This window comes from Pseudomonas sp. PONIH3, assembly GCF_002934345.1.
Classification (GTDB): domain Bacteria; phylum Pseudomonadota; class Gammaproteobacteria; order Pseudomonadales; family Pseudomonadaceae; genus Aquipseudomonas; species Aquipseudomonas soli.
Genome location: NZ_CP026386.1, coordinates 406344 through 432213 on the forward strand (window position 1 = coordinate 406344; position 25870 = coordinate 432213).

A 25870-nucleotide genomic window follows, 5' to 3' on the forward strand; every position below is an offset into this window, starting at 1 on the left:
TACCCGCGTAGTTGACAAATCCATGTGTTTCGCGTCCTCATATTTACTAACGAGAATGATTATATTTCAAGGTTTTCTTTCTCACCCATCGCCAAGGAGGCAACTCATGAAGACAGGCACCCTGCGTTTGCAAGACAGGGACACCATGCCGCTCAACCAAGAGGATTCGAGCTTTTCATTCACATCCGGCGAGCGCGAGCTGAGCGTCAGCGGCCTGAGCGAACGCATCGACACCGCGGCCCACGGCAGCCACTTGGCCGGTGGCGCACTGCGGCGCAGCATCGACCAGGCCTTCGAACGCGCCCGCCAGGCCGGGCAGGAAAATCCCATCGTGGTCGGCGCTATCCCGTTCGACACCACCCAGGCTTCCAGCCTGTACATTCCCGAGGCCTATACCTGGCAGGCGCGCGCCGCGGCTCCTGTACAGCCCGGCTCGCTGCCTGCTCTGCTCAACCAGGCCAACATCCCCGACGAACACGGTTTCAAGCGCGCCGTGCGCCACGCCATCGTCAACTTCCAGCACAGCGATGTGCGCAAGGCCGTGCTCTCGGTGCAGCGCGAACTGCACTTTGCCGCGCCCGTGGACACGGCCCAGGTGCAGGCCAACCTCAAGGCACTGAACCGCGAGGGCTACCACTTCCGCGTGCCCCTGGCCGACGGTTCCACCCTGCTGGGGGTGAGCCCGGAACTGCTGGTGCACAAGCAAGGCAGCGCCTTCGTCAGCAATCCGCTGGCCGGCTCCGTGCGACGCATGGCCGACCCCGAGGCCGACCGCGCCAATGCGCAATGGCTGGCGGCGTCGGAGAAGGACCACTACGAGCACCGCCTGGTCACCGAGGACATCGCCCAGCGCGTCGGCGAGCTGTGCAGCCGCCTGCAGGTCCCCGAACGGCCCTCGCTGATCAGCACCGCCGCGTTGTGGCACCTGTCCACGCGCATCGAGGGCGAACTGGCCTCGGCCGATATCGACGCCCTGCAACTGGCCTGCCGCCTGCACCCGACCCCCGCCGTATGCGGTTACCCCACCGAGCGCGCCCGCCAGCTGATCCGCTTCGTCGAGCCCTTCGAGCGTGGCCTGTTCACCGGCATGGTCGGTTGGTGCGACGCCCAGGGCAACGGCGAGTGGGTGGTGACCATCCGCTGCGGCACCTTCAACGGCCAGCGCGTTCGCCTGTTCGCCGGCGCCGGCATCGTCGAGGCCTCCAGCCCCGACAGCGAATGGAACGAAGTACAGACCAAGCTCGGCACCATGCTGCGCGCCTGCGGCCTGGACCATTGACCTCAAACCCGCTTTCCGAGATGCCCATGACCATCGAATTCACCCCCTGGCCCGCGGACCGGGCGCAGCGCTATCGCGCCGCCGGCTACTGGAACGACCAGCCGCTCAGCCAGTTGCTGATCGCCCGCGCCGCCGTGCAGCCGCAAGCCCCGGCGATCCTCTGCGGCGAGCGCCGCATCAGCTACGGCGAACTGGATCGCCGTGCCTCCAACCTGGCATCGCGCCTGGCCGCCCACGGCCTGGGCCAGGGCGACACTGCGCTGGTGCAGCTGCCCAACGTCGCCGAGTTCTACATCGTGCTGTTCGCCCTGCTCAAGGCCGGCATCGCCCCGGTCAATGCGCTGTACAGCCACCGCCAGCACGAGCTGGGCGCCTTTGCCCGGCAGATCCAGCCGGCCCTGCTGATCGCTTCGGCGGAGCATGAGGTATTCCGCAATGACGCGTTCCTCGACGACCTGGCCAAGGAAGGCCTGCGCCCGAAGCTGACGCTGATGCTCGATGCCCTCGACGACTGGAGCGCCAGCGCCGATGTGCGCGGCACCCACTACGCGCCCAGCCCGTGCGGCGAGGTGGCGTTGTTCCAGCTGTCCGGCGGCAGCACCGGCACCCCCAAACTGATCCCGCGCACCCACAACGACTACGCCTACAGCGTGCGGGCCAGCGCGCAGATCTGCGCCCTCGACAGCGACACGCGCTTCCTCTGCGCGCTGCCGGCGGCGCACAACTACACCCTCAGTTCCCCCGGTGGCCTGGGCGTGCTGCACGCCGGCGGCTGCATCGTCATGGCGGCCAACCCGGAGCCGTTGCACTGCTTCGCCCTGATCGAACGCCACGCCGTGACCATGGCCGCCCTGGTGCCCAGCGCCGTGGCCCTGTGGCTGCAGGCCGCCCCCGGGCACGCCGCCAAGCTGCGCAGCCTGCGCCTGCTGCAGGTCGGTGGCGCCAGTTTCGCCGAGGCCTTGGCGCGCCAGGTTCCCGAGGTGCTGGGCTGCAAGCTGCAGCAGGTATTCGGCATGGCCGAGGGCCTGGTCAACTACACCCGTCTGGATGATAGCGACGAACAGGTATTCACCACCCAGGGCCGGCCGATCAGCGAACTGGACGAGGTGCGCATCCTCGACGAACAGGGCCAGCCGGTCGCCGACGGCGAGCCGGGCATGCTCGCCACCCGTGGCCCCTATACCTTCTGCGGCTACTACAAGAGCCCCGAGCACAACGCCCAGGTGTTCGACCAGGACGGTTTCTACCACTCCGGCGATATCGTCCAGCGCAGCGCCGACGGCAACCTGCGGGTCGTCGGGCGGGTCAAGGACCAGATCAACCGCGGCGGCGAGAAGGTCGCTTCGGAGGAGATCGAGAACCTGATCGTCATGCACCCCGACGTGACCCACGCCGCCCTGGTGGCGCTGCCCGATGAACTGCTCGGCGAGAAGAGCTGCGCCTTCATCGTCTCGCGCAACCCGCAACTCAAGCCGATCGCCTTGCGCCGCCACCTCATGGGCCTGGGCATCGCCGAATACAAGCTCCCGGACCGGATCCGGCTGATCGACGCCATGCCGCTGACCGCGGTGGGCAAGATCGACAAGAAGCAACTGCGCGCGCTGCTCGCCGTTGCCCCGACCACCTGACCGTCCAAGGACCCGACACGACCATTCCAACCATCCACGACTACCCCATGCCGCAACCGGCCAGCTACCCGGCCAACAAGACCACCTGGCAACCCGACCCGGCCCGCGCCGTGCTGCTGATCCACGACATGCAGCGCTATTTCCTGCGCTTCTACCAGCCTGACGGCGCCCTGCTCACCGCGCTGGTGGACAACCTGTCGCGGCTGATCCAGTGGGCTCGCGCGCAGGGCATCCCGGTGGTCTACACCGCCCAGCCCCATGAACAGCCGCCCGAGGATCGCGCCCTGCTCAACGCCATGTGGGGCCCGGGGCTGCCCGCGGCCAGCCCCGAACAGCAACCGATCATCGACGCGCTTTCGCCGCAGCCGGGCGATACCGTGCTGACCAAGTGGCGCTACAGCGCCTTCCAGCGCTCCGACCTGCTCGAACGCATGCGCGGCTGGCAGCGGGACCAACTGCTGATCGGCGGCGTGTACGCCCATATCGGCTGCATGATCACCGCCGCCGACGCCTTCATGAACGATATCCAGGCCTTCCTGGTGGGCGACGCGGTGGCCGATTTCTCCGAGGAGGAGCACCGCCTGGCCCTGAAGTACGTGGCCACCCGCTGCGGCCATGTCACCGACACCGCCACCCTGCTGACCCAGCCGGCGGGCGTGACTACCCGTGACTGGCTGCACGGCCGGGTGCGCCAGATGATCGAGGACGACAGCGAGCTCGACCCCCAGGAAAGCCTGATCTTCTACGGCCTCGACTCGCTGCAGGTGATGAAACTGGCCGCCGAGCTCAAGCAGCGCGGCATCGCCGTCAGCTTCGAGGAGCTGGCCAACACGCCGACGCTGGATGGCTGGTGGTCGCTGGTGCAAGCGCGGGGGGCCGCCTGATGGCCATGGCCCGCTTCACTGGCCGGCGCGTGCTGGTCACCGGTGCCGCCAGCGGCATCGGCCGCTGCGTGGCGCAGCGCTTTGTCGAGGAAGGCGCCGAGGTCATCGGCCTGGATTGCGAGGAGGCCGACGTGCCGTTCCCGCTGCTGCATGTCGACCTGACCGACCCGGCCGACGTGCAACGGGTCTGCGACCGGCTCAAGGAACAGGCGCAGTATCTCGATGTGCTGGTCAATGTGGCCGGCGTGCTGCGGCTCGGGCTCAGCGACGAGGTGTCCTGCGAAGACTGGCAGCGCTGCCTCGACGTCAATGCCAGCGCGCCGTTCTACCTGATGCGCCAGTGGACCCCGGTGTTCCGCCGCCAGCGCCGCGGCGCCATCGTCAACGTCGCTTCCAATGCAGCCCATGTGCCGCGGCTGAACATGGCCGCCTACTGCGCCTCCAAGGCCGCGCTGGTCAGCCTCAGCCACTGCGTGGGCCTCGAGCTTGCGCCCTATGGCGTGCGCTGCAACGTGGTCTCGCCGGGCTCGACGCGCACGCCGATGCTGGCCGGCATGCTGGGCGATCCGGCGGCAGAACGGCAGTTGATCGACGGCCTGCCACAGCAGTTCAAGCTCGGCGTGCCCCTGGGCAAGATCGCCACGCCCGACGATATCGCTCATGTGGTGCTGTTCCTCGCCTCCGAGCAGGCCGGCCACGTGACCCTGCAGGACATCGTGGTCGACGGCGGCGCCACCCTGGCCGCCTGAGCCCGACACGGCCACCGACAAGGACTTTCACCCGCAACGCGCCCGGCCCTGGTCGGCCGGGCGCGCTCCATGGAGCTGGACATGACATTCTCACCTGCCGACCACACACGTCTCGAGGCGTTCTGGCGCTACTGCCTCACCCACCAGTACTTCAATGTCGGCTACCCCGAATCCGCCGACTTCGACTACAGCCTGCTGCACCGTTTCATGCGCTTTTCCATCAACAACTGCGGCGACTGGAACGAGTACAGCAACTACCTGCTCAATTCCTTCGATTTCGAGCGCGAGGTGATGCGCTTCTTCGCCGAACTGTTCCACATCCCCTTCGAGGACAGCTGGGGCTACGTCACCAACGGCGGCACCGAAGGCAACATGTTCGGCTGCTACCTGGCCCGCGAGCTGTTCCCCGACGCCGCGCTCTACTACTCCCAGGACACCCACTACTCGGTGGCCAAGATCGTCCGCCTGCTGCGCATCAAGGCCCAGGTGGTGGCGTCCCAGGCCAATGGCGAGATGGACTACGACGACCTGATCGCACGGATCGCGGCCGACGGCGAGCACCACCCGATCATCTTCGCCAACATCGGCACCACCCTGCGCGGCGCCACTGACAACATCGCCACCATCCAGCAGCGCCTGGCCCAGGCCGGCATCCGCCGGGAGGACTACTACCTGCATGCCGACGCGGCACTCAGCGGCATGATCCTGCCCTTCGTCGACGCTCCCGAGCCCTACTCGTTCGCCGACGGCATCGACTCGATCTGCGTCTCGGGGCACAAGATGATCGGCTCGCCGATGCCCTGCGGCATCGTCGTGGCACGGCGCGCCAACGTCGAACGCATCTCGGTGGAGGTCGACTACATCAGCGCCCGCGACCAGACCATCAGCGGCTCGCGCAACGGCCACACGCCGCTGATGATGTGGGCCGCCCTGCGCAGCCGCTCCATGGACGACTGGCGTGAACGTATCCAACGCTGCCTGGACCTGGCCCAGCATGCGGTGGACCGGCTGCGGGCCGCGGGGATCGACGCCTGGCGCAATCCCAATTCGATCACCGTGGTGTTCCCCTGCCCCTCGGCCAACGTATGGAAACGCCATTGCCTGGCCACCTCGGGCGACACCGCGCACCTGATCACCACCGCCCACCACCGGGACAGTACGCAGATCGATGCCTTAGTCGACGAGGTGATTGCCGATCTCAAGGCCCGTGGCAAGCCACCGGCCAGGCAACCGTTGCAAGGTATCCTGGTCGACGGGCTGGCCACTCGCACCCAGGTCTACAGCACTGCCAGCCAGCCTCTGAGGGTGCCTGCGCCGGACCTGGGAAAAGCCGAACCGCAACGCATCATCGCCCATCCCAAGGGCAGCGATAGCTGAACGCCGAGTCGTCATTCCGGGCGTTTGCATGTAAGCCTGTGCCTACAACGCGCGCCCCTGCAAGCTGGCGTGCCGAAAAACCGGGGGCGGGCTGATCCGCCCCTTGGCCGCCCCGCAGAGACCACCGCGCAGGCGACCCTCCGTGTGCGTTTGACAGCCCATGGCGTGGCTCTATAGTCCGTGTCCTGGCAACGGGAAGGATTTCTGTTTGCCTCGGACAAGAACCCCGCCATGTACAGGAGTTGCGTAATGGCCATGCTCACGGATGACGCTCCGTTCAAACCCGCCCTGCCTTGCCTTTTGCTCGCCCCCGCCTGCTTCGCCGTCAACCGACGACATTCCCGCCACTGACCGCAGCGCCAAAACCGACACCTGCCCGTGACCTGCCCTGGGCGGTCACTGCCTTCGTTCGCCTTCAATAAAGACAAAAGGTGCGTCATGACTGCGACCCGTTCGCCGCAAACGGCCGTTGCGCCGTTGCCGGAAACCGAAACACTGCGCTATCGCCCGGCCAACCCCGCCGATATCGAAGCCCTCGCCGCGCTGTTCCAGCAGGTCTATGGGCAGACCACCCACCCCTGCCAGAGTGCGTCCTACATCCGCCACTCGATGAGCAGCGGGCAACAGCAGTGGTTCGTCGCCGAGGCCGAGGGCAACCTGGCCGGTTGCTGCTGCATCGCCCGCCGCCCGTGGAACCAGTCGTGGGAGGTGTGCCACGGTGTGATTCACCCTGACGCGCGCAGGTCCGGCGCCATCTCCAGCCTGGTCCGCCTCGGTTTCGAGACGCACCGGCCAGCGCCCATGGAGCTGGGCTTCTACATTACCCGCAACATCGCCAGCCACGGTGTCATGAAGAAGATCCGCCCCGCCGTGCTGGTGGGCCATGACGGCGGCCCGGACAAGGTCGATGGCCTGCGCGAGTATCACCTGACCGCCATCCACCCTGTACCCCAGGCCGGCTTCGCGCACGTCGCCCCCTGGTACGTGACCACCCGCGCCGCCGACTATATCCGCAGGCTGCTCTACCCCGCCCTGCAGCTTGCCGTTGCCCCCGGCAGCTACCCGGACACCTACCTCAGCGGCCCGACCGGCGCCGAACGCCATGGCCAGCTCAGCTACAGCCACGACCCGCAGGCCGCCGCGCTGATGCTGTCGGGCCAATGCGGCCGCTATGGCTCGACCCATGCCGTGCTGACCGAGCTGGGCGCGCTGCTGCGTCAGTATTCCCAGGCCGAGTACGTCGGCCTGGTGATCCTCGCCGACAAGCTGGAGCTGCTGGCCAGCCTGCGCCGCCTGGGCTTTGCGATCACCGCCTACCTGCCGGCCTGGCACCTGGAGAACGGCAGCCGCTACGACTGCATCCAGCTGGTGTTCCAGGACTTTGCCGTGGCGCCGCGCAGCCACGGTTTCGATGACGACATCGCCCGCTTCGACCTGGCCTACGCGCACCTGGCCAACAACCTCTGCAGCCTTCCCGCGGCCCCGGTTTCCCGGGCCGCCAGCTAACCGATCGGAGTTTCAGCAAGTGACCAAGGACCAATGGCTTAGTGTAAGAAAACAGATCCCCGACGGCGCCCGGGAACCCTGGACCGTGATGTTGTGGGTCGCCGACCTGCTGCTGCTGGCGGTGGCCTGGAACCTGTGGCTCGCCGACTCCACCGCCCTGCAGTTGCTGGGCCTGGCGCTGGCAGGTCTGGCCACCGTGCAGCTCTACCTGATCATGCACGAGGCGACCCACGGCGCCGCCTCGGCCAACCGCCGGCTCAACGATTTCATCGGCCACTGCAACGGCTGGCTGATCGCCCTGCCGTTCCTGGTCCGCCGGCGCTTCCACATGGCCCACCACACCTGGACTGCGCACCCGCTGAACGACCCGGAGAACCGCGGCATGATCGAGCGCTTCTCGGTGATGACCAAGAAGCAGGAGCGCACCCTGGAGTTCGTCTGGAAGCACTGGATTCCGATGATCGCCGCCAACCACTTCCTGCTCAACTGGCGCGCGCCATTCATCGCCAAGGCCAAGGGCGACAGTTCGCCACGGATCCTCAAGGAGATCCGCTTCGCCCGCCTGTACCTGGCCGGCTACCTGGCGGCGGCCGTGCTGGCCTGGAGCCTGGGGCACCTGCTGGACCTGGTGCTGTTCTACCTGATCACCTGGGTGTTCCTGTTCTTCATGGTCGAGCTGCTCAACCTGCCGCACCACGCCGAGGCCCCGCTGCTCGCCCGCGATGCCGATCGCCTGCAGTTCTGGGAGCAGGACGGCGTGTCCCACGACTGCAAGAGCCTGCCGCTGTGGTCGCGCTTCGTGATCCTCAACTTCAACCTGCACATCGTCCACCATGCCTTCCCCTCGGTGCCCTGGTACCGCCTGGCCAAGGTGCAGAAGTTGCTGGGCGAGCATGAGCTCGGCCATGCGCCGTCGCAGACGCATGAATGGGAGTTCGCGGTGAAGAACCGACGCCGGCCGTTGTTGCAGCTGATGGGGCATTTCTTCGATCAGCGTGGCTGAGAACGTCACCCTCCCCTGTAGGCACGGGCAAGACCGTTCCTACAGGGCACCACCTGTCAAGCAAGCCCACCAAAGCGCTTGAAGTAACTCTCGTTGGCATCCGGCAACGGCCCATCTGCCGTCTCCAGCGCACTGGCCAGGTACTCCTCCGCCCTGCCCTGCACCAGCCGGTACAGGTTGCGGCACAGCTGCCGCGCCGCGCGGCCTTCCCAATCCCCCGGCAACAGCTCGTCCGGCAACTGCGGATCACGCAGCAGCAGGCGGCGGTACTCGTGGATCAGCAGCGTGCGCGCCAGGAAGCAGTCCTGCGGGCTTGGCGCGTCCAGGTCCTTCATCGCCTGCCACAACGGGCGGAACAGGCGGATGAACTCGCTGTAGTGCTGGCCCAGTTCCTCGATGTTCCAGCTTTCCCGCACCTGGGCGCGCAGGGCCTTGGAGGCCAGCACTTCCTGGGCGTGGGTCTCGAAGACGATGCAGTCGTCCTCGGCATCCTGCTCGCGCAGGGTCGCAGCGAGGTCGGCACGGTCGGTGCGCGGGCAGCCCAGCAGGTTCGCGCCCATGACGCCGAAGCCTTGCCACTCGAGCTCTTCACGCACGGCCTTGCGCTTGGTGGCATCGAGCTGGGCCAGCAGCACCAGGGTCCAGGCGCCGTTCCAGGCCGGCAGGCTGGCGCTGTAGACGCGCTTGAAGGCTTTTTCGAAGCGCCGCCGGCCGGTGCCGGTGAGGCTGTAATAGCTGCGCCGACCGACCTTTTCGGCGGTCAGCCAGCCTTCCTTGGTCAGGCGGAAGATCGAGGTGCGGATCAGCCGCTCGTTGATGCCCATCGGCTCCAGCAGGTTGATCAGGCTGCCCAGCCAGACCGTGCCGCCATGGGGTTCGATGGCATCGCCGTAGAGAGTGATGATCAGGGAGCTGGCGCGGATCGGCGTCTGCTCCTGGAAACGGGTGATCAGGTGATTCAGGGGGGCAAGGCTGCTCATGGGGGAACGAGGCGCGGCTAAAGCCTCGACTATACCTGCCTGCCGCGACCGCGCAAGGCTCATGCACCGCCCTCGGCCTTGGGCCTGAAGCCGGAGTCGCCCATGCGCGGGCGGTCCTGCTCCGGCGCGGTCAATGGCGGGCATTCCACCAGCGCGCTCAGGCAACGCCGGGCGAGGCTGTGGTATTCGGCGGTACCGCGCTGTTTCCAGGCCAGTTCCTGGTCGCTGAGCGGGCGCTTGGCCACGGCCGGCGCGCCGACCACCAGGTGTTGCTGCGGGCATTCGAAGCCGGCCTTGACGAAGGCCGTGGCGGCGACGATGCAGCGCGGGGCGATATGCGCGGCGTCCATGACCACCGCGTTCATGCCGACCAGGGCATCCTCGCCGATCCGGCAGCCGTGCAGCACGGCGCCATGGCCGATATGGCCGTTGCGCTCGACCACCGTGTCGCCGCCGGGAAAACCGTGCATCACGCAGGTGTCCTGCAGGTTGGCGCCCTCTTCCAGGATGATTCGCCCGAAATCGCCGCGCAGCGAGGCCAAGGGGCCGATGTAGCAGTTTGCGCCGACCAGCACGTCGCCGATCAGCACGGCGCTGGGGTGTACATAGGCGCTGGGATGGACCACGGGGGTCAGGCCGTCGAGGCGGTAGCAGGGCATGGGTCTGGCTCTCGATATGATTCGGAAGACTTGTTGATCCTGTATCAGATCAAATCACTTAGTCAATGCCTTGCTGGTGTATCGCTTTCTTAACCAAGCTTCAGACCTGTGAAGACTTCATCGCTGGGCAAGCCAGCTCCTTCGGATGATAGTAAGAGCGAGGGTGCGTGGGAGCGGGCTTGCCCCGCGATAGCGTAATTCGCCTCACATCAAGATACGTAATTACAATTTCTATATTGATTTTATGTATCGTATTGAACATATACTGGCCCCAGCACCACGAACAACTCCAAGAAAAGCCGGCCCCAGCCGGCGCCGAACGTGCAGCCCGAGGTACCCCATGCCAAGCAACCTCATCGTGCAGGCCCCGGCGGACGGTGTCCGCCTGATCACCCTGCACCGCCCGCAAGCCCTGAACGCCCTGAACACAGCGCTGCTGGAAGAGCTGGCCGCAGAACTGCATGCCGCCGACCAGGATCCGCAGATCCGTGCCGTGGTCATCACCGGCAGCCGCAAGGCCTTCGCCGCCGGCGCCGATATCAACGAAATGGCCGAGCGCGACCTGGTCGGCATCCTCGACGACCCACGCGTGGCCCACTGGCAAAGCATCACCGGTTTCGGCAAACCCCTGATCGCCGCGGTCAACGGCTTCGCCCTCGGCGGCGGCTGCGAACTGGTGATGTGCGCCGATATCGTCATCGCTGGCAGCGACGCCCGTTTCGGCCAGCCGGAAATCAACCTCGGCATCCTCCCCGGCGCCGGCGGCACCCAGCGCCTGCTGCGCGCCGTGGGCAAGCCGCTGGCCATGCAGATGGTCCTCGGCGGCGAGGCCATCGGCGCCCGCCATGCCCTGCAGGCCGGCCTGGTCAGTGAAGTCACCGAGCCCGAACTCACCGTCGAGCGTGCCCTGCAGGTAGCCGTCGCCATCGCCGCCAAGGCGCCGCTGGCGGTGCGCCTAGCCAAGGAGGCGCTGCTCAAGGCCCAGGACATGGACCTGGCGAGCGGCCTGCGCTTCGAGCGCCACGCCTTCACCCTGCTGGCCGGCACCGCCGACCGCAACGAAGGCATCCGCGCCTTCCAGGAAAAACGCCCGGCCCGATTCCAAGGGCTGTAAGCCTTCCACCGACTGACGGAGCGAGCCAGTCATGTCTTTCCAGCACATCCTGTTTTCCATCGGCGACGACGGCGTTGCCCTCCTCTCGCTCAACCGGCCCGAGCAGCTCAACAGCTTCAATACCGCGATGCACCTGGAGGTGCGCGAGGCCTTGAAGCAGGTACGCCACAGCGAACGCGCCCGGGTACTGCTGCTGACCGGCGAAGGCCGTGGCTTCTGCGCAGGCCAGGACCTGGCCGACCGCAATGTCGCGCCCGGCGCCGAGCTGCCCGACCTTGGCCAGTCCATCGAGCAGTTCTACAACCCGCTGGTGCGCAGCCTGCGCGACCTGCCGCTGCCGGTGATCTGCGCGGTCAACGGCGTGGCCGCCGGTGCCGGGGCCAACCTGCCACTGGCCTGCGACCTGGTGCTGGCGGCACGCTCGGCGAGCTTCATCCAGGCGTTCTGCAAGATTGGCCTGGTGCCGGACTCCGGCGGCACCTGGTTGCTGCCCAGGCTGGTCGGCATGGCCCGGGCCAAGGCGCTGGCCTTGCTGGGCGAGCGCCTGAGCGCCGAGCAGGCCGAGCAATGGGGGCTGATCCACCGGGTGGTGGACGATGCCGTGCTGCGCGACGAAGCACTTGGCCTGGCCCGTCACCTGGCGGCCCAGCCCACCTACGGCCTGGCCTTGATCAAGCGCGCCCTCAACCAGAGCTTCGACAACCGCTTCGATGAGCAGCTGGAGCTCGAGCGCGACCTCCAGCGCCTGGCCGGGCGCAGCGAGGACTACCGCGAGGGCGTCAGCGCCTTCATGAACAAACGTACACCTGTGTTCAAGGGGCGCTGATCATGGCCGCACTCGACAATGACGCCCTGGTGGCAGTGATCGGCGCAGGCGCCATGGGGGCCGGCATCGCCCAGGTGGCGGCCCAGGCCGGCCATCCCGTGCGCCTCTACGATACGCGCCCCGGCGCCGCCGAGCAGGCGATCGAAGGCATCGATCGCCTGCTCGGCCGGCAGGTGGAAAAAGGCAAGCTTGCGCCTGACAGCCGCAGCGTGATCCGCGACCGGCTGCAACCGGTGGATACCCTCGACGCCCTGGCCGACGCCCATCTGGTGATCGAAGCCATCGTCGAACAACTGCCTGTCAAACAGGACCTGCTGCGTCGGCTTGAAGGCCTGTGCGCCACGGACTGCATCCTGGCCAGCAACACTTCCTCGCTGTCGATCACCAGCCTCGCCGCCGGGCTCAAACACCCGGAGCGGGTCATTGGCATGCACTTCTTCAACCCGGCGCCCTTGATGGCGCTGGTGGAGGTCGTCTCCGGGCTGGCCACCGCGCCGAGCCTGGCGGCCACGCTTTACGACACCGCCCGCGCCTGGGGCAAGCAACCGGTGCATGCCCGTTCGACGCCGGGCTTTATCGTCAACCGCGTGGCCCGGCCCTTCTATGCCGAAAGCCTGCGCCTGCTGCAGGAAGGCGCCGCCGACTGCGCCACCCTCGATGCCCTGCTGCGCGATGCCGGGGGCTTTCGCATGGGCGCATTCGAACTCACCGACTTGATCGGCCACGACGTCAACTACGCGGTGACCTGCTCGGTGTTCGAAGCCTTCTATGGCGATTTCCGCTTTCAGCCGTCGCTGGTGCAGAAAGAGCTGGTCGACGCAGGACGGCTCGGGCGCAAGACCGGCCAAGGCTTCTACAGCTACACCGAAGGTACCGAGCGGCCAGAGCCCGCAACGCTCACCAGTCAGACGTCTGTCAAACGCTGCACGGTGGAGGGTGACCTGGGTGCCCTGCAGCCCCTGGTCGAGCGCTTGCGCGCCAATGGTGTCGGCGTCACCGAACGCGCCGGCACCGGCCTGCTCCGTGTGGGAGATGCCACCCTGGCGTTGTCCGATGGCCGCCTGGCCAGCCAGCGCGCCCGCGAGGACGGCTTGCGCAACCTGGTGCTGCTGGACCTGGCCCTGGACTACGCCAGCGCCCCGCGCCTGGCCATCAGCCACGGCGCCGAATGCAGCGCCGTGGCCCTGGACCAGGCCGTCGCCCTGCTTGCCCGGGCCGGCCTGAGCGCCTGCCAGGTGGCCGACCTGCCCGGCCTGGTGGTGCTGCGCACCGTGGCCATGCTCGCCAACGAAGCCGCCGACGCCGTGCTGCAAGGCGTCGCCACCCCCGGCGACATCGACCTGGCGATGCGCGCCGGGGTCAACTACCCGCGCGGCCCGCTGGCCTGGGCCGACCAGCTGGGCATCGGCTACACCCTGAACGTGCTCGACAACCTGCAACGCAGCTACGGCGAGGAACGTTACCGGCCGTCCCTGTTGCTGCGCCGCACCCACGCCGAAGGAGGCCGCCTGCATGGCTGATCAATCCACACACGCTTTGGCCCGCGCCTGCGCCGAGGCCATGTTCGGCCGTGACGCCGCCAGCCAGGGCCTGGGCATCGAGCTGCTCGAAGCCGGCCCCGGCAGCGCCCGCCTGGGCATGACCGTGCGCGCCGACATGATCCAGGGCTACGGCACCTGCCATGGCGGCTACCTGTTCGCCCTGGCCGATTCGGCCTTCGCCTTCGCCTGCAACAGCTACGATGAAGCGGCCGTGGCCCTGGGTTGCAGCATCGACTATGTGGCCCCGGCGCGGCTCGGCGACCGCCTGCAGGCCAGCGCCAGCGAACAAAGCCGCAAAGGCCGCACCGGCAACTACGACGTGCGCATCGAGAACCAGCAGGGCGAGCTGATCGCCCTGTTCCACGGCAAATCCTACAAAGTGCGCGGCACCGTGCTGTCGCCGGAGACTTCAAATGACTGACGCCAGCCTGCCCCACGCGCTGATCATCGATGCCGTGCGCACCCCCATCGGCCGCTACGGCGGCGCCCTGTCGAGCGTGCGCCCCGACGACCTTGCCGCGGTGCCGATCAAGGCGCTGATGGCGCGCCATCCCGGCCTGGACTGGGCGGCGCTGGACGATGTGATCCTCGGGTGCGCCAACCAGGCCGGCGAAGACAACCGCAACGTCGCGCGCATGGCCGCCCTGCTGGCCGGGCTGCCGATCGAGGTGTCCGGCACCACGATCAACCGCCTGTGTGGCTCGGGCCTCGACGCCATCGGCAACGCTGCCCGCGCCCTGCGCTGCGGCGAAGCCGGGCTGATGCTGGCCGGCGGCGTCGAGTCGATGTCGCGGGCACCCTTCGTCATGGGCAAGTCGGAACAGGCCTTTGGCCGCAGCGCGCAACTGTTCGACACCACCATCGGCTGGCGCTTCGTCAACCCTTCGATGCAGGCGCAATACGGCATCGATTCGATGCCCGAAACCGCCGAGAACGTCGCCGAGCGCTTCGACATCTCCCGCGAAGACCAGGATGCCTTCGCCCTGCGCAGCCAGCTCAAGGCCGCCGCCGCCCAGGCCAATGGCCGTCTGGCCCAGGAGATCGTCGCGGTGGAGATCCCGCAGCGCAAAGGCCCGCCCAAACGCGTCGAGCATGATGAACATCCACGAGGCGACACCACCCTGGAACAACTGGCGCGCCTGGGCACGCCGTTCCGTGAGGGCGGCAGCGTCACCGCCGGCAATGCCTCGGGGGTCAATGACGGCGCCTGCGCCCTGCTGCTGGCCAGCCCACGGGCCGCGCAACGCCACGGCCTCAAGGCCCGTGGCCGGGTGCTCGGCCTGGCGGTGGCGGGCGTCGAGCCACGCCTCATGGGCATCGGCCCGGTGCCGGCGACCCACAAGGTACTGGAGCTGACCGGCCTGGCGCTGGCCGACATGGACGTGATCGAGCTCAACGAAGCCTTTGCCGCCCAGGGCCTGGCCGTGCTGCGCGAGCTGGGCCTGGCCGACGACGATCCGCGGGTCAACCCCAACGGTGGCGCCATCGCCCTGGGCCACCCGCTGGGCATGAGCGGCGCACGTCTGGTCACAACCGCCCTGCACCAGCTGGAGCAGACCGGTGGCCGTTACGCCCTGTGCACCATGTGCATCGGCGTCGGCCAGGGCATCGCCCTGGTGATCGAGCGCCTCTGATCAGCCGCCAGAGACGCCACGCGACGCGGGCAGTATGCTGCCTGCCATGACACTCAGGGCCCCTGCCCACGACAAGAACAACTCGAGTGAAACCATGAATCTCTACCACGATGCCGACCGCGCCCTGCTCGACCCGATGGAAACCGCCAGCCTCGACGCACTGCGCCAGCACCAGCTGGAGCGCCTGCGCTGGAGCCTGAACCACGCCTACGCCAATGTGCCGCTGTACCGCCAGCGCTTCGACGCCTGTGGCGCCCATCCCGACGACCTGAAATCGCTGGAGGACCTGGCCCGCTTCCCCTTCACCGGCAAGAACGACCTGCGCGACAACTACCCCTACGGCATGTTTGCCGTGCCCCAGGACCAGGTGGTGCGCCTGCACGCCTCCAGCGGCACCACCGGCAAGCCGACGGTGGTCGGCTACACCCAGAACGACATCGACACCTGGGCCAACGTGGTGGCGCGCTCGATTCGCGCCGCCGGCGGGCGCCGCGGCGACAAGGTGCATGTCTCCTACGGCTACGGCCTGTTCACCGGCGGCCTGGGCGCGCACTACGGCGCCGAGCGCCTGGGCTGCACGGTGATCCCCATGTCCGGCGGCCAGACCGAGAAGCAGGTGCAGCTGATCCGCGACTTCCAGCCGGACATCATCATGGTCACCCCCTCGTACATGCTCAACCTCGCCGACGAGATCGAGCGCCAGGGCATCGACCCGCACGACCTCAAGCTGCGCCTGGGCATCTTCGGCGCCGAACCCTGGACCGACGAACTGCGCCGCGCCATCGAGCAGCGCTTGGGCATCGACGCCCTGGATATCTACGGGCTCTCGGAAATCATGGGCCCGGGCGTGGCCATGGAGTGCATCGAGACCAAGGACGGCCCGACCATCTGGGAAGACCATTTCTACCCCGAGATCATCGACCCGGTCACAGGCCAGGTGCTGCCGGACGGCCAGCTCGGCGAGCTGGTGTTCACCTCGCTGAGCAAGGAGGCGTTGCCGATGGTGCGCTACCGCACCCGCGACCTCACCCGCCTGCTGCCGGGCACGGCGCGGCCGATGCGGCGCATCGGCAAGATCACCGGGCGCAGCGACGACATGCTGATCATTCGCGGGGTCAATGTGTTCCCGACGCAGATCGAGGAACAGGTACTCAAGATAAAACAGCTTTCCGAGCTATATGAGATCCACCTGTATCGTAATGGAAATCTCGACAGCGTCGAGGTGCATGTTGAACTGCGCAGCGACAGCCAGTACCTCGACGAGGGCCAGCGCAAGCAAGTGGTGGGTGAACTGGCGAAGCAGATCAAGACCTACATCGGCATCAGCACGCAGATCCAGTTGCAGCCGTGCGGCACGCTGAAACGCTCGGAAGGCAAGGCCTGTCATGTGTATGACAAGCGCCTGGCCAGCTGACCGATAGCGGTTACTGGAAAGCCCCGGCCAAGTTCCGGGGCTTTTTTTCGCCTGGCCGAACGTTATCGCGGGGCAAGCCCGCTGCCACGCCCGGCCAACTCATGCGAAAGCGATACACAAATCTTATTTGATACATCAAATACTGTTTGATGTTGTGTTTTGTATCGCTTATAAATGACCCACGCCCCAAGCAGCCCATCAGCGGGAGCACGACCATGTACGCACAGCTCGTAGAAACCGGCGTCAAGCGCCTGAAGACCCTGGAAGAGATGTCGCCCGAAGAGCGCGCCTTCCAGGAGAAGATCGACGCCGAGATCAAGATCGAAGCCAAGAACTGGATGCCCGAGGCCTACCGCCAGACGCTCATCCGCCAGATTTCCCAGCACGCCCATTCCGAGATCGTCGGCATGCTCCCGGAAGGCAACTGGGTCACTCGCGCCCCTTCGCTCAAGCGCAAGCTGCAGTTGATGGCCAAGATCCAGGACGAGGCCGGCCACGGCCTGTACCTGTACAGCGCCATGGAAACCCTTGGCGCCGACCGCGACCAAGAGATCGCCAAGCTGCACAGCGGCAAGGCCAAGTACTCGAGCATCTTCAACTACCCGACCCTGAGCTGGGCCGACATGGGCGCGGTCGGCTGGCTGGTGGACGGCGCGGCGATCGTCAACCAGGTGGTGCTGCAGCGCACCTCCTACGGCCCCTACTCCCGCGCCATGATCCGCATCTGCAAGGAAGAAAGCTTCCACCAGCGCCAGGGCTACGAACTGCTGCTGACCATGATGCGCCACGGTACCCAGGCGCAGAAGGACATGGTCCAGGACGCCATCGACCGCCTGTGGTGGCCGGCGCTGATGATGTTCGGCCCCAGCGACGAACATTCGCCCAATAGCGCGCAATCCATGGCCTGGAAGATCAAGCGCCAGAGCAACGACGAACTGCGCCAGCGCTTCATCGACCAGACCGTGCCGCAGCTGGAACTGCTCGGCTGCACCGCTCCCGACCCTGAGCTCAGGTGGAACGCCGAACGCGGCCATTACGACTTCGGCCAGATCCAGTGGGAAGAGTTCTACGAGGTGCTCAAGGGCAACGGCCCATGCAACCAGGAGCGCGTCGCCACCCGCCGCAAGGCCATCGAAGACGGCGCCTGGGTACGCGAGGCCGCCGTGGCCTATGCGCGCAAGCAACACAACAAGAACGCCGCCTGAAGCGGCCATCGATGCGGAGATCGAGCATGTCTGACTGGACCCTCTACGAAGTATTCGTGCGCAGCAAGCACGGCCTGAACCACAAGCACGTCGGCAGCGTGCATGCCGCCGACGCCGCCATGGCCATCGAGAACGCCCGCGAGCTGTACACCCGCCGCAGCGAAGGCGTGAGCCTGTGGGTGGTGCCCTCGGCGCTGATCACCGCCTCTTCGCCCGACGAGAAGGACCCGCTGTTTGCCCCGGCGGACGACAAGGTCTACCGCCATGCCAGCTTCTACGAGCTGCCCGCCGAAGTCGGACACATGTGAGGCCCGTCATGCACAAGCAAGCACTCATCCAATACCTGCTGCTGCTCGGCGACAGTGCCCTGGTCCAGGGCCAGCGCCTGTGCGAGTGGTGCGGCAAGGCGCCGGCGCTGGAAGAAGAACTGGCGCTGATGAACGTCGGCCTCGACCTGGTGGGCCAGGCGCGCAACTGGCTGGACTATGCCGCCGAATTGCTGGACGACGGCCGCGACGCCGATGCCCTGGCGTTCCGCCGCGACGAGCGCGCCTACCGCAACCTGCTGCTGGTCGAGCAACCCAACGGCGACTACGCCGTAACTATGCTCAAGCAGTTCCTGTACGACGCCTGGCACCACGCCACGCTTGAAGCGCTCGGCGCCTCGCGCGATGAACGCATCGCCGGCATCGCCGCCAAGGCCCTGAAAGAAGTCACCTACCACCTGCGCCGCTCCGGCGAATGGGTGCAGCGCCTGGGCGGCGGCACTGATGAAAGCCGTCGGCGCATGCTCGAAGCCATCCCGACACTGTGGCGCTTCACGGTCGAATTGAGCGTGGCCAACGACGGCGAAGTCCAGCTGGCCAATGCCGGTGTCGGCGCCGATCCGGCGCGGATCGCCCAGCACTGGCTGAACACCGTCACGGCCATCTTCGCCTCGGTCGACCTGCCCCTGCCCAAGGCCGCCAGCCACTTCTACCTGGACGGGCGCAAGGGCCTGCACAGCGAACACCTCGGCCTGCTGCTGGCTGAAATGCAGTGCCTGCCGCGAGCCTACCCCGATGCGACCTGGTGAGCTGATCGCCGGCGACCGCGGCGCCAGGGCCTTGCGCGATGGCGACCTGAGCCGAGCCTGGGCGGTGCTGGCCGAGGTGATGGACCCGGAAGTACCGGTAGTCAGCGTGGTCGACCTGGGTATCGTGCGCGACCTCGACTGGCGCGCCGGCCACCTGCACCTGGTGGTCACCCCGACCTACTCCGGCTGCCCGGCCACCGAGGTGATCGAGAGTGACATTCGCCAGGCTTTGGAACAGGCCGGCTTCGCCGAGCCTGCACTGGAGCGTCGTCTCACCCCGGCGTGGAGCACCGACTGGATCAGTGCGCAAGGCCGTGAGCGGCTGCGCGCCTACGGCATCGCCCCACCCGAGGGCAGCGCCAACCTGCGCGGTGCGGCACCCAGCGTGTGTTGCCCGCAGTGCGGCAGCGCCGATACCGAACTGCTCAGCCAGTTCGGCTCCACCGCCTGCAAGGCCCTGTACCGCTGCCGCGCCTGCCTGGAACCGTTCGACTATTTCAAATGCCTTTGAGCCGTGGAGAATGCCATGAGCCAGTTTCACAGCCTGACCATCAAGCAAGTGCGCCAGGAGACCCGCGACGCGGTGTCCATCGCCTTCGACGTGCCCGCGCACCTGCGCGATGAGTTCCGTTTCACCCAGGGCCAGTACCTGGTCATGCGTACCCAGCTCGACGACGAGGAAGTGCGCCGCTCCTATTCGATCTGCAGCGCAGTGCAGGATGGCGAGCTGCGCGTGGCGGTCAAGCGCGTGCCGGGCGGTCGTTTCTCGGCCTTCGCCAACGAAGTGCTCAAGGCCGGCCAGCAATTGGAGGTGATGCCACCGTCGGGCAACTTCTTCGTGCCACTGGAGCCGACGCGCCGGGGCAACTACCTGGGCGTGGCCGCAGGCAGCGGCATCACTCCGCTCCTGTCGCTGGTCGCCACCACACTGGCCACTGAACCAGACAGCCGCTTCACCTTGCTGTACGGCAACCGCGCCAGCAACAGCGCGCTGTTCCGCGACCGCCTCGAGGACCTGAAGAACCAGTACCTCGAGCGCCTCAACCTGATCTTCGTGTTCAGCCGCGAGCAACAGGACGTCGACCTGTACAACGGCCGCATCGACGCCGACAAGTGCGGCCAGCTGTTCTCCCGCTGGCTCGACGTGACCTCACTCGATGCCGCCTTCATCTGCGGCCCCCAGGCCATGACCGAAACCGTGCGCGACAGCCTGCAGGCCAACGGCATGGACAAGGCGCGCATCCACTATGAACTGTTCGCCGCCACCGGCAGCGAAGCCCGCCGCGAGGCCCGTGAAGCGGCCCGCGAGCTGGATTCGGCAGTCAGCCAGGTGACCGTGATCAGCGATGGCCGCGCCCTGGCCTTCGACCTGCCGCGCAACACCCGCAGCGTGCTCGACGCCGGCAATGCCATCGGCGCCGAGCTGCCGTACTCGTGCAAGGCCGGGGTGTGCTCGACCTGCAAGTGCAAGGTGATCGAGGGCGAGGTGGAGATGGACAGCAACCATGCCCTGGAAGACTACGAAGTGGCCGCCGGGTATGTGCTGTCGTGCCAGACCTACCCGCTGAGCGACAAGGTGGTGCTCGACTTCGATCAGCTTTGAGACCGCATTGCCTTCATCGCTGGCTTGCCAGCGATGAAGCCCTCGGCAACACCCGCGTGACCTGAAAAACAATTACAACAGCCAGAGAGAACGCTCCCATGACACCCGAACACATCGAAACCATCAGCAACCACCCCGCCTTCGTGCAACTGATCAAGCGCAAGCGCCGCCTCAACGGCAGCCTGACCCTGACCATGTTTGTCGCCTATTACGGCTTCGTCCTGCTGGTGGCCTTCGCCCCGGGCGTGCTCGGCCAGTCCCTCAGCGGCGGGGTGACCAGCGTCGGCATGCTGGTGGGCGTGTTGATGGTGCTGCTGTCCTTCGCCCTCACCGGCATCTACATGCACCGCGCCAACCGCGTCATCGACCCGCTCAACGAAGTGGTCAAGCAGGAGTGCGCGCGATGAACTGGACCGCCATCTCGATGTTCCTGGTGTTCGTCTGCTTCACCTTGCTGGTGACCCGCTGGGCCGCCCTGCGCACCCGCTCGGCCAGCGACTTCTACACCGCCGGCGGCGGCCTCACCGGCATGCAGAACGGCCTGGCAATCGCCGGCGACATGATCAGCGCCGCATCCTTCCTGGGCATCTCGGCAATGATGTTCATGAACGGCTACGACGGCCTGCTGTATGCCCTGGGCGTGCTCGCCGGTTGGCCGATCATCCTGTTCCTGATCGCCGAGCGCCTGCGCAACCTGGGCAAGTACACTTTCGCCGACGTGGTCTCCTACCGCCTGGCCCAGGCCCCGGTGCGCCTGACCTCGGCCTTCGGCACCCTGGCCGTGGCGCTGATGTACCTGGTGGCGCAGATGGTCGGCGCCGGCAAGCTGATCGAGCTGCTGTTCGGCATCAACTACCTGTACGCGGTGATGCTGGTGGGTGCGCTGATGGTGCTGTACGTCACCTTCGGCGGCATGCTCGCCACCACCTGGGTGCAGATCATCAAGGCGGTGATGCTGCTCTCCGGCACCACCTTCATGGCGTTCATGGTGCTCAGGCATTTCGGCTTCAGCAGCGAGGCAATGTTCGCCAGCGCCGTGGCCGTGCACGCCAAGGGCCAGGCGATCATGGCGCCGGGCGCGCTGCTGTCCAACCCGGTGGATGCCATTTCCCTGGGCCTGGGCATGATGTTCGGCACTGCCGGCCTGCCGCATATCCTCATGCGCTTCTTCACCGTCAGCGACGCCAAGGAAGCGCGCAAGAGCGTGTTCTACGCCACCGGCTTCATCGGCTACTTCTATCTGCTGCTGATCGTCATCGGCTTCGGCGCCATCGTCATGGTCGGTACCGAGCCGTCCTACCGCGACGCCACCGGGGCGATCATCGGCGGCGGCAACATGGTCGCCGTGCACCTGGCCCAGGCGGTGGGCGGCAACCTGTTCCTCGGCTTCATCTCGGCGGTGGCCTTCGCCACCATCCTCGCCGTGGTCGCCGGCCTTGCGCTGTCCGGCGCCTCGGCGGTATCCCACGACCTGTACGCCTGCGTGGTGCGCAAGGGCCAGGCCAGCGAGCAGGAAGAAATGCGCGTATCGCGCCTGGCCACCTTGGGGATCGGCCTGTTCGCGGTGCTGCTGGGGCTGCTGTTCGAGTCGCAGAACATCGCCTTCCTCTCCGGCCTGGTGCTGGCGGTGGCCGCCTCGGTCAACTTCCCGGTGCTTCTGCTCTCGATGTTCTGGAAGGGCCTGACCACCCGTGGCGCGGTGGGCGGCAGCCTGGCCGGGCTGGTCTCGGCGATCGTACTGGTGGTGCTGGGCCCGGCGGTGTGGGTCAACGTGCTGCACAACGAACGGGCGCTGTTCCCCTACAGCAACCCGGCACTGTTCTCCATGTCGCTGGCCTTCCTCGCGGCCTGGGCCTTCTCGGTCACCGACGGCTCGCAGCGGGCACACGAAGAGCGTGGGCGCTACCTGGCCCAATTCATCCGTTCGATGACCGGTATCGGCGCCGCCGGTGCCAGCAAGCACTGACTTCAAGAACAATAACAATGTCGGGTACAACAACAATGAACCGCACGCACCTCAAGTCAGCCGCCTGGCTGGCCACCCTCGCCCTGCCCTTGCCGGCCATGGCGGACTATATCGCTGACAGTCACGCCCGCCTCGAACTGCGCAACCACTACATCAACCGCGACTTCCGCCAGAGCAACGCCCCGCAGAGCAAGGCCGAGGAATGGGGCCAGGGCTTCACCGCCCGCTTCGAGTCGGGTTTCACCGAGGGGCCGGTTGGTGTCGGGGTGGACGCCATGGGCCAACTGGGCATCAAGCTCGACTCTAGCCGCGACCGACGCAACACCGGCCTGCTGCCCTACGGGCCAAACAGTCTGGAGCCAGTGGACGACTACAGCGAGCTGGGTCTGACCGCCAAGCTGCGGGTCTCCAAGAGCACCCTGCGCCTTGGCACGTTGCAGCCGATCCTGCCGGTGGTGGTGTACAACGATACCCGCCTGCTGGCTTCGACCTTCCAGGGTGGCCTGCTGACCAGCCAGGAGCTGGACGGCTTGACCTTCAACGGCGGGCGCCTGACCAAGGCCAACCTGCGCGACTCGTCCGGGCGCGATGATATCGGCTACGGCGCCGCCAGCAGCGATCACTTCGACTTCGGCGGCGGCAGCTACGCCATCACCCCGCAGGCCAGCGTCAGCTACTACTACGCCAAGCTCGAAGACATCTACCGCCAGCAATACGTCGGTTTTTTGCATACCCAACCCTTGGCGGAGGGCATCAGCCTGCGCAGCGACCTGCGCTACTTCGACAGCCGCGGCGACGGCGCCGAGCGCGCGGGCAACATCGACAACCGCAACTTCAACGCCATGTTCACCTTGGGCGTGAAGGCCCACAAGTTCACCGCCACCTGGCAGCAGATGTCCGGCGACAGCGCCTTCCCGTTCCTCAACGGCGGTGATCCGTACACCGTCAACCTGGTCACCTACAACACCTTCACCCGCGCCGGGCTCGACTCCTGGCAGCTGCGCTACGACTACGACTTCGTGGCCATGGGCATCCCCGGGCTGAGCTTCATGACCCGCTACACCGACGGCCGCCACGCCGAAACCGCCACGCTCAGCAATGGCCGCGAGCGCGAACGCGACACCGACATCACCTACGTGATCCAGAGCGGCCCGTTCAAGGACGTCAGCCTGCGCTGGCGCAACGTCACCTTCCGTTCCGGCAATGGCCTGACCAATGCCGTTGACGAAAACCGCCTGATCATCGGCTACACCCTGGCGCTCTGGTAAGCGCGCCCCCTGTCTATCAGAACAGCAAGGAGAACAGCATGTCCGCCGCCCCTACCCTGCAAAGCTTCATCGCCGGTCGCTGGATCGGCCAGCACGGCGCCCAGGCCCTGCGCAGCGCCCTCGACGGCCACGTCCTGGCCTACAGCCACGAGGAACGCCCGGACTTCGCCGAGGCCGTGGACTTTGCCCGCGTCCAGGGCCTGAAGCAGCTGCTGGCCATGGATTTCCAGCAGCGCGCCGCCCGCCTCAAGGCCCTGGCGCTGTACCTGGCCGAGCGCAAGGAGCAGCTCTACGCCCTGTCCCATCACAGCGGCGCCACCCGCGCCGACAGCTGGATCGACATCGAAGGCGGCAACGCCACGCTGTTCGCCTATTCGAGCATGGGCCGCCGCGAGCTGCCCTCGGGCAACCTGGTACACGAAGGCCCGGCGACCCCCCTGGGCAAGCAAGGCCATTTCGCCGGCAGCCATATCTTGGTGCCGCGTGCGGGCGTGGCCGTGCATATCAACGCCTTCAACTTCCCGATCTGGGGGATGCTGGAGAAATTCGCCCCGACCTTCCTGGCCGGCATGCCGTGCATCGTCAAGCCTGCCACGTCCACCAGCTACCTGACCGAGGCCGTGGTACGGCTGATGAACGAATCGGGCCTGTTGCCGGCCGGCAGCCTGCAACTGGTGATCGGCAGCACCGGTGACCTGCTCGAGCGCCTGCAGGGGCAGGATGTGGTGACCTTTACCGGCTCCGCCGACACCGCAGCCAAGCTGCGCGTCACCCCGAACCTGATCCGCAACTCGGTGCCGTTCAACGCCGAGGCCGACTCGCTGAATTGCGCCATCCTTGGTCCGGACGTGAGCCCTGACAGCGAGGAGTTCGAGCTGTACATCAAGGAAGTGGCGCGGGAAATGACCACCAAGGCCGGGCAGAAATGCACGGCGATCCGCCGCGCCATCGTCCCGGCCAGGCACATCGACGCGGTGGCCACTCGTCTGCGCGAACGCCTGCGCAAGGTGGTGGTGGGCGATCCTTCGGTGGAAGGCGTGCGCATGGGGGCGCTGGCCTCCCATGACCAGCAGCGTGATGTCACCGAGCGCGTGCGCCAGTTGCTGGCCACCTGCGAGCAACTGCTGGGCGCCAGTGACGGTTTCACCCCGGTCGGCGATGGCGTGGCCGAGGGCGCGTTCTTTGCCCCGACCCTGCTGCTGGCCCGCGACCCGCATGCCGAGGGCGGTCCCCATCATATCGAGGCGTTCGGCCCGGTCAGCACGCTGATGGCCTACGGGGACCTCGACGAGGCCTTGGCCCTGGCCGCCCGCGGCAAGGGCAGCCTGGTGGCGAGCCTGGTCACCGCCGACCGCGCCGTGGCGGCCAAGGCCATCCCGGTGGCGGCGGCCTGGCACGGGCGGCTGCTGGTACTCGACAGCGAGGCGGCCAAGGAGTCCACCGGGCATGGTTCGCCATTGCCGCAGCTCAAGCACGGCGGCCCCGGTCGTGCCGGCGGCGGCGAGGAGCTGGGCGGCCTGCGTGCGGTCAAGCACTACCTGCAGCGCGCCGCGGTGCAAGGTTCGCCGAGCATGCTGATGGCAGTGACCGGCGAGTATGTGCGCGGCGCCGAGGTGATCGAAACCGAAGTACACCCGTTCCGCCGCCATTTCGACGACCTGCGCATCGGCGAGTCGCTGCTGACCCACCGCCGCACGGTGACCGAGGCCGACCTGGTCAACTTCGGCTGCCTGTCGGGCGATCATTTCTACATGCACTTCGACGAGATCGCCGCCAGACAGTCGCAGTTCGGCAAGCGCATCGCCCACGGTTACTTCGTGCTGTCGGCGGCCGCCGGGTTGTTCGTCAGCCCCGGCGAGGGGCCGGTGCTGGCCAACTACGGGCTGGACACGCTGCGTTTCATCACCCCGGTGGGCATCGGCGACACCATCCAGGCGCGCCTGACCTGCAAGCGCAAGATCGACCAGGGCAAGACCAGCCCGCAGGGGCAGCCACAAGGGGTGGTGGCCTGGGATGTGGAGGTGACCAACCAGCTGGGTGAGCTGGTGGCCAGTTATGACATTTTGACCTTGGTGCTCAAGCGCTGACTGCCAGTGGGCGGCGAGATGCCTGCATGCAGTCAGGTGGCAGGCATCCCGCAACCCAATCAAGGCAAAATG

General features: G+C 66.8%; 23 protein-coding genes and 1 pseudogene. 22 read left to right on the top strand and 2 right to left on the bottom strand.

Going from position 1 to position 25870, the window contains the following annotated elements; genetic code table 11:
* Positions 1 to 106 precede the first annotated feature (106 nt).
* The 7 genes from C3F42_RS01735 to C3F42_RS01765 all read left to right on the top strand — a co-directional run bounded on the left by C3F42_RS01735 (position 107) and on the right by C3F42_RS01765 (position 8426).
* On the top strand, positions 107 to 1279 hold the full coding sequence (locus tag C3F42_RS01735; protein ID WP_038706135.1) for an isochorismate synthase MenF: 1173 nt from the start codon (positions 107 to 109) through the stop codon (positions 1277 to 1279).
* Between the two features lie 26 nt (positions 1280 to 1305).
* Entirely contained in the window at positions 1306 to 2907 is a 1602-nt protein-coding gene (locus C3F42_RS01740) for a (2,3-dihydroxybenzoyl)adenylate synthase (RefSeq protein WP_104443868.1), read from the top strand.
* A 47-nt stretch (positions 2908 to 2954) separates the two neighbouring features.
* Positions 2955 to 3791: an isochorismatase family protein gene (locus tag C3F42_RS01745; protein ID WP_104443869.1), complete on the top strand. Its 837-nt coding sequence runs from the start codon at positions 2955 to 2957 to the stop codon at positions 3789 to 3791.
* Positions 3758 to 4540: a 2,3-dihydro-2,3-dihydroxybenzoate dehydrogenase gene (gene dhbA / locus C3F42_RS01750; RefSeq protein WP_353511530.1), complete on the top strand. Its 783-nt coding sequence runs from the start codon at positions 3758 to 3760 to the stop codon at positions 4538 to 4540. Before C3F42_RS01745 ends, dhbA begins: the two co-directional genes overlap by 34 nt.
* Positions 4541 to 4621: 81 nt before the next feature.
* Positions 4622 to 5917: a histidine decarboxylase gene (locus C3F42_RS01755; protein WP_104443870.1), complete on the top strand. Its 1296-nt coding sequence runs from the start codon at positions 4622 to 4624 to the stop codon at positions 5915 to 5917.
* Between the two features lie 438 nt (positions 5918 to 6355).
* Entirely contained in the window at positions 6356 to 7423 is a 1068-nt protein-coding gene (locus C3F42_RS01760; protein ID WP_104443871.1) for a GNAT family N-acetyltransferase, read from the top strand.
* Between the two features lie 88 nt (positions 7424 to 7511).
* Positions 7512 to 8426 (top strand): fatty acid desaturase, encoded by a 915-nt coding sequence (locus C3F42_RS01765; RefSeq protein WP_256586322.1) that lies wholly within the window; start codon positions 7512 to 7514, stop codon positions 8424 to 8426.
* Positions 8427 to 8482: 56 nt separating this feature from the next.
* Here the strand turns inward: C3F42_RS01765 and paaX are convergent, their stop codons facing one another.
* Entirely contained in the window at positions 8483 to 9406 is a 924-nt protein-coding gene (gene paaX / locus C3F42_RS01770) for a phenylacetic acid degradation operon negative regulatory protein PaaX (protein WP_104443873.1), read from the bottom strand.
* A 59-nt stretch (positions 9407 to 9465) separates the two neighbouring features.
* Positions 9466 to 10065 (bottom strand): phenylacetic acid degradation protein PaaY, encoded by a 600-nt coding sequence (gene paaY / locus C3F42_RS01775; protein ID WP_094009904.1) that lies wholly within the window; start codon positions 10063 to 10065, stop codon positions 9466 to 9468.
* Between the two features lie 340 nt (positions 10066 to 10405).
* On the opposite strand from paaY, the gene paaF reads away from it, so the two are divergent.
* From paaF to paaZ, 15 genes and pseudogenes are all read left to right on the top strand, one after another.
* Positions 10406 to 11179: a 2,3-dehydroadipyl-CoA hydratase PaaF gene (paaF, locus tag C3F42_RS01780; protein WP_104443874.1), complete on the top strand. Its 774-nt coding sequence runs from the start codon at positions 10406 to 10408 to the stop codon at positions 11177 to 11179.
* Positions 11180 to 11210: 31 nt separating this feature from the next.
* Positions 11211 to 12005 (top strand): 2-(1,2-epoxy-1,2-dihydrophenyl)acetyl-CoA isomerase PaaG, encoded by a 795-nt coding sequence (paaG, locus tag C3F42_RS01785; protein WP_104443875.1) that lies wholly within the window; start codon positions 11211 to 11213, stop codon positions 12003 to 12005.
* A 2-nt stretch (positions 12006 to 12007) separates the two neighbouring features.
* Positions 12008 to 13525, top strand: a complete 1518-nt coding sequence (gene paaH, locus C3F42_RS01790) for a 3-hydroxyacyl-CoA dehydrogenase PaaH (protein WP_104443876.1) — start codon at positions 12008 to 12010, stop codon at positions 13523 to 13525.
* Entirely contained in the window at positions 13518 to 13967 is a 450-nt protein-coding gene (gene paaI, locus C3F42_RS01795; RefSeq protein ID WP_104443877.1) for a hydroxyphenylacetyl-CoA thioesterase PaaI, read from the top strand. Before paaH ends, paaI begins: the two co-directional genes overlap by 8 nt.
* Positions 13960 to 15180: a 3-oxoadipyl-CoA thiolase gene (pcaF, locus tag C3F42_RS01800; RefSeq protein WP_104443878.1), complete on the top strand. Its 1221-nt coding sequence runs from the start codon at positions 13960 to 13962 to the stop codon at positions 15178 to 15180. The genes paaI and pcaF overlap by 8 nt, the downstream gene beginning before the upstream one ends.
* A 94-nt stretch (positions 15181 to 15274) precedes the next feature.
* Positions 15275 to 16594 carry a phenylacetate--CoA ligase PaaK gene (gene paaK / locus C3F42_RS01805; protein ID WP_038707537.1) on the top strand — a complete coding sequence of 440 codons (1320 nt, stop codon included), beginning with the start codon at positions 15275 to 15277 and terminating at the stop codon, positions 16592 to 16594.
* A 215-nt stretch (positions 16595 to 16809) separates the two neighbouring features.
* Entirely contained in the window at positions 16810 to 17799 is a 990-nt protein-coding gene (paaA, locus tag C3F42_RS01815) for a 1,2-phenylacetyl-CoA epoxidase subunit PaaA (RefSeq protein WP_094009899.1), read from the top strand.
* A 26-nt stretch (positions 17800 to 17825) separates the two neighbouring features.
* Entirely contained in the window at positions 17826 to 18107 is a 282-nt protein-coding gene (paaB, locus tag C3F42_RS01820) for a 1,2-phenylacetyl-CoA epoxidase subunit PaaB (RefSeq protein WP_023631078.1), read from the top strand.
* A gap of 8 nt (positions 18108 to 18115) precedes the next feature.
* Positions 18116 to 18874: a 1,2-phenylacetyl-CoA epoxidase subunit PaaC gene (gene paaC, locus C3F42_RS01825; RefSeq protein ID WP_094009898.1), complete on the top strand. Its 759-nt coding sequence runs from the start codon at positions 18116 to 18118 to the stop codon at positions 18872 to 18874.
* Positions 18861 to 19385 carry a 1,2-phenylacetyl-CoA epoxidase subunit PaaD gene (gene paaD, locus C3F42_RS01830; RefSeq protein WP_104443880.1) on the top strand — a complete coding sequence of 175 codons (525 nt, stop codon included), beginning with the start codon at positions 18861 to 18863 and terminating at the stop codon, positions 19383 to 19385. The genes paaC and paaD overlap by 14 nt, the downstream gene beginning before the upstream one ends.
* Before the next feature lie 15 nt (positions 19386 to 19400).
* Complete coding sequence (gene paaE / locus C3F42_RS01835; RefSeq protein ID WP_094009896.1) at positions 19401 to 20477, top strand: 1,2-phenylacetyl-CoA epoxidase subunit PaaE; 1077 nt, start codon at positions 19401 to 19403, stop codon at positions 20475 to 20477.
* Between the two features lie 98 nt (positions 20478 to 20575).
* Entirely contained in the window at positions 20576 to 20884 is a 309-nt protein-coding gene (locus C3F42_RS01840) for a DUF485 domain-containing protein (RefSeq protein WP_023631978.1), read from the top strand.
* Positions 20875 to 22443 (top strand): annotated as a pseudogene (locus C3F42_RS01845) (cation acetate symporter); the annotation flags it as partial. The gene C3F42_RS01840 and the pseudogene C3F42_RS01845, both read left to right, overlap by 10 nt.
* Positions 22444 to 22478: 35 nt before the next feature.
* A complete protein-coding gene (locus tag C3F42_RS01850) occupies positions 22479 to 23711 on the top strand; it encodes an OprD family porin (RefSeq protein ID WP_104443881.1) in 1233 nt (410 codons plus the stop codon).
* Positions 23712 to 23749: 38 nt separating this feature from the next.
* A complete protein-coding gene (gene paaZ, locus C3F42_RS01855; protein ID WP_104443882.1) occupies positions 23750 to 25798 on the top strand; it encodes a phenylacetic acid degradation bifunctional protein PaaZ in 2049 nt (682 codons plus the stop codon).
* Positions 25799 to 25870: the final 72 nt, after the last annotated feature.

What these genes read in the sequence shown, in the direction of transcription:
- C3F42_RS01735 (WP_038706135.1), top strand. Translation starts at nt 107, where the DNA reads ATGAAGACAGGCACCCTGCGTTTGCAAGACAGGGACACCATGCCGCTC.
- C3F42_RS01740 (WP_104443868.1), top strand. Translation starts at nt 1,306, where the DNA reads ATGACCATCGAATTCACCCCCTGGCCCGCGGACCGGGCGCAGCGCTAT.
- C3F42_RS01745 (WP_104443869.1), top strand. Translation starts at nt 2,955, where the DNA reads ATGCCGCAACCGGCCAGCTACCCGGCCAACAAGACCACCTGGCAACCC.
- C3F42_RS01755 (WP_104443870.1), top strand. Translation starts at nt 4,622, where the DNA reads ATGACATTCTCACCTGCCGACCACACACGTCTCGAGGCGTTCTGGCGC.
- C3F42_RS01760 (WP_104443871.1), top strand. Translation starts at nt 6,356, where the DNA reads ATGACTGCGACCCGTTCGCCGCAAACGGCCGTTGCGCCGTTGCCGGAA.
- C3F42_RS01765 (WP_256586322.1), top strand. Translation starts at nt 7,512, where the DNA reads ATGTTGTGGGTCGCCGACCTGCTGCTGCTGGCGGTGGCCTGGAACCTG.
- paaX (WP_104443873.1), bottom strand. Translation starts at nt 9,406, where the DNA reads ATGAGCAGCCTTGCCCCCCTGAATCACCTGATCACCCGTTTCCAGGAG.
- paaY (WP_094009904.1), bottom strand. Translation starts at nt 10,065, where the DNA reads ATGCCCTGCTACCGCCTCGACGGCCTGACCCCCGTGGTCCATCCCAGC.
- paaF (WP_104443874.1), top strand. Translation starts at nt 10,406, where the DNA reads ATGCCAAGCAACCTCATCGTGCAGGCCCCGGCGGACGGTGTCCGCCTG.
- paaG (WP_104443875.1), top strand. Translation starts at nt 11,211, where the DNA reads ATGTCTTTCCAGCACATCCTGTTTTCCATCGGCGACGACGGCGTTGCC.
- paaH (WP_104443876.1), top strand. Translation starts at nt 12,008, where the DNA reads ATGGCCGCACTCGACAATGACGCCCTGGTGGCAGTGATCGGCGCAGGC.
- paaI (WP_104443877.1), top strand. Translation starts at nt 13,518, where the DNA reads ATGGCTGATCAATCCACACACGCTTTGGCCCGCGCCTGCGCCGAGGCC.
- pcaF (WP_104443878.1), top strand. Translation starts at nt 13,960, where the DNA reads ATGACTGACGCCAGCCTGCCCCACGCGCTGATCATCGATGCCGTGCGC.
- paaK (WP_038707537.1), top strand. Translation starts at nt 15,275, where the DNA reads ATGAATCTCTACCACGATGCCGACCGCGCCCTGCTCGACCCGATGGAA.
- paaA (WP_094009899.1), top strand. Translation starts at nt 16,810, where the DNA reads ATGTACGCACAGCTCGTAGAAACCGGCGTCAAGCGCCTGAAGACCCTG.
- paaB (WP_023631078.1), top strand. Translation starts at nt 17,826, where the DNA reads ATGTCTGACTGGACCCTCTACGAAGTATTCGTGCGCAGCAAGCACGGC.
- paaC (WP_094009898.1), top strand. Translation starts at nt 18,116, where the DNA reads ATGCACAAGCAAGCACTCATCCAATACCTGCTGCTGCTCGGCGACAGT.
- paaD (WP_104443880.1), top strand. Translation starts at nt 18,861, where the DNA reads ATGCGACCTGGTGAGCTGATCGCCGGCGACCGCGGCGCCAGGGCCTTG.
- paaE (WP_094009896.1), top strand. Translation starts at nt 19,401, where the DNA reads ATGAGCCAGTTTCACAGCCTGACCATCAAGCAAGTGCGCCAGGAGACC.
- C3F42_RS01840 (WP_023631978.1), top strand. Translation starts at nt 20,576, where the DNA reads ATGACACCCGAACACATCGAAACCATCAGCAACCACCCCGCCTTCGTG.
- C3F42_RS01850 (WP_104443881.1), top strand. Translation starts at nt 22,479, where the DNA reads ATGAACCGCACGCACCTCAAGTCAGCCGCCTGGCTGGCCACCCTCGCC.
- paaZ (WP_104443882.1), top strand. Translation starts at nt 23,750, where the DNA reads ATGTCCGCCGCCCCTACCCTGCAAAGCTTCATCGCCGGTCGCTGGATC.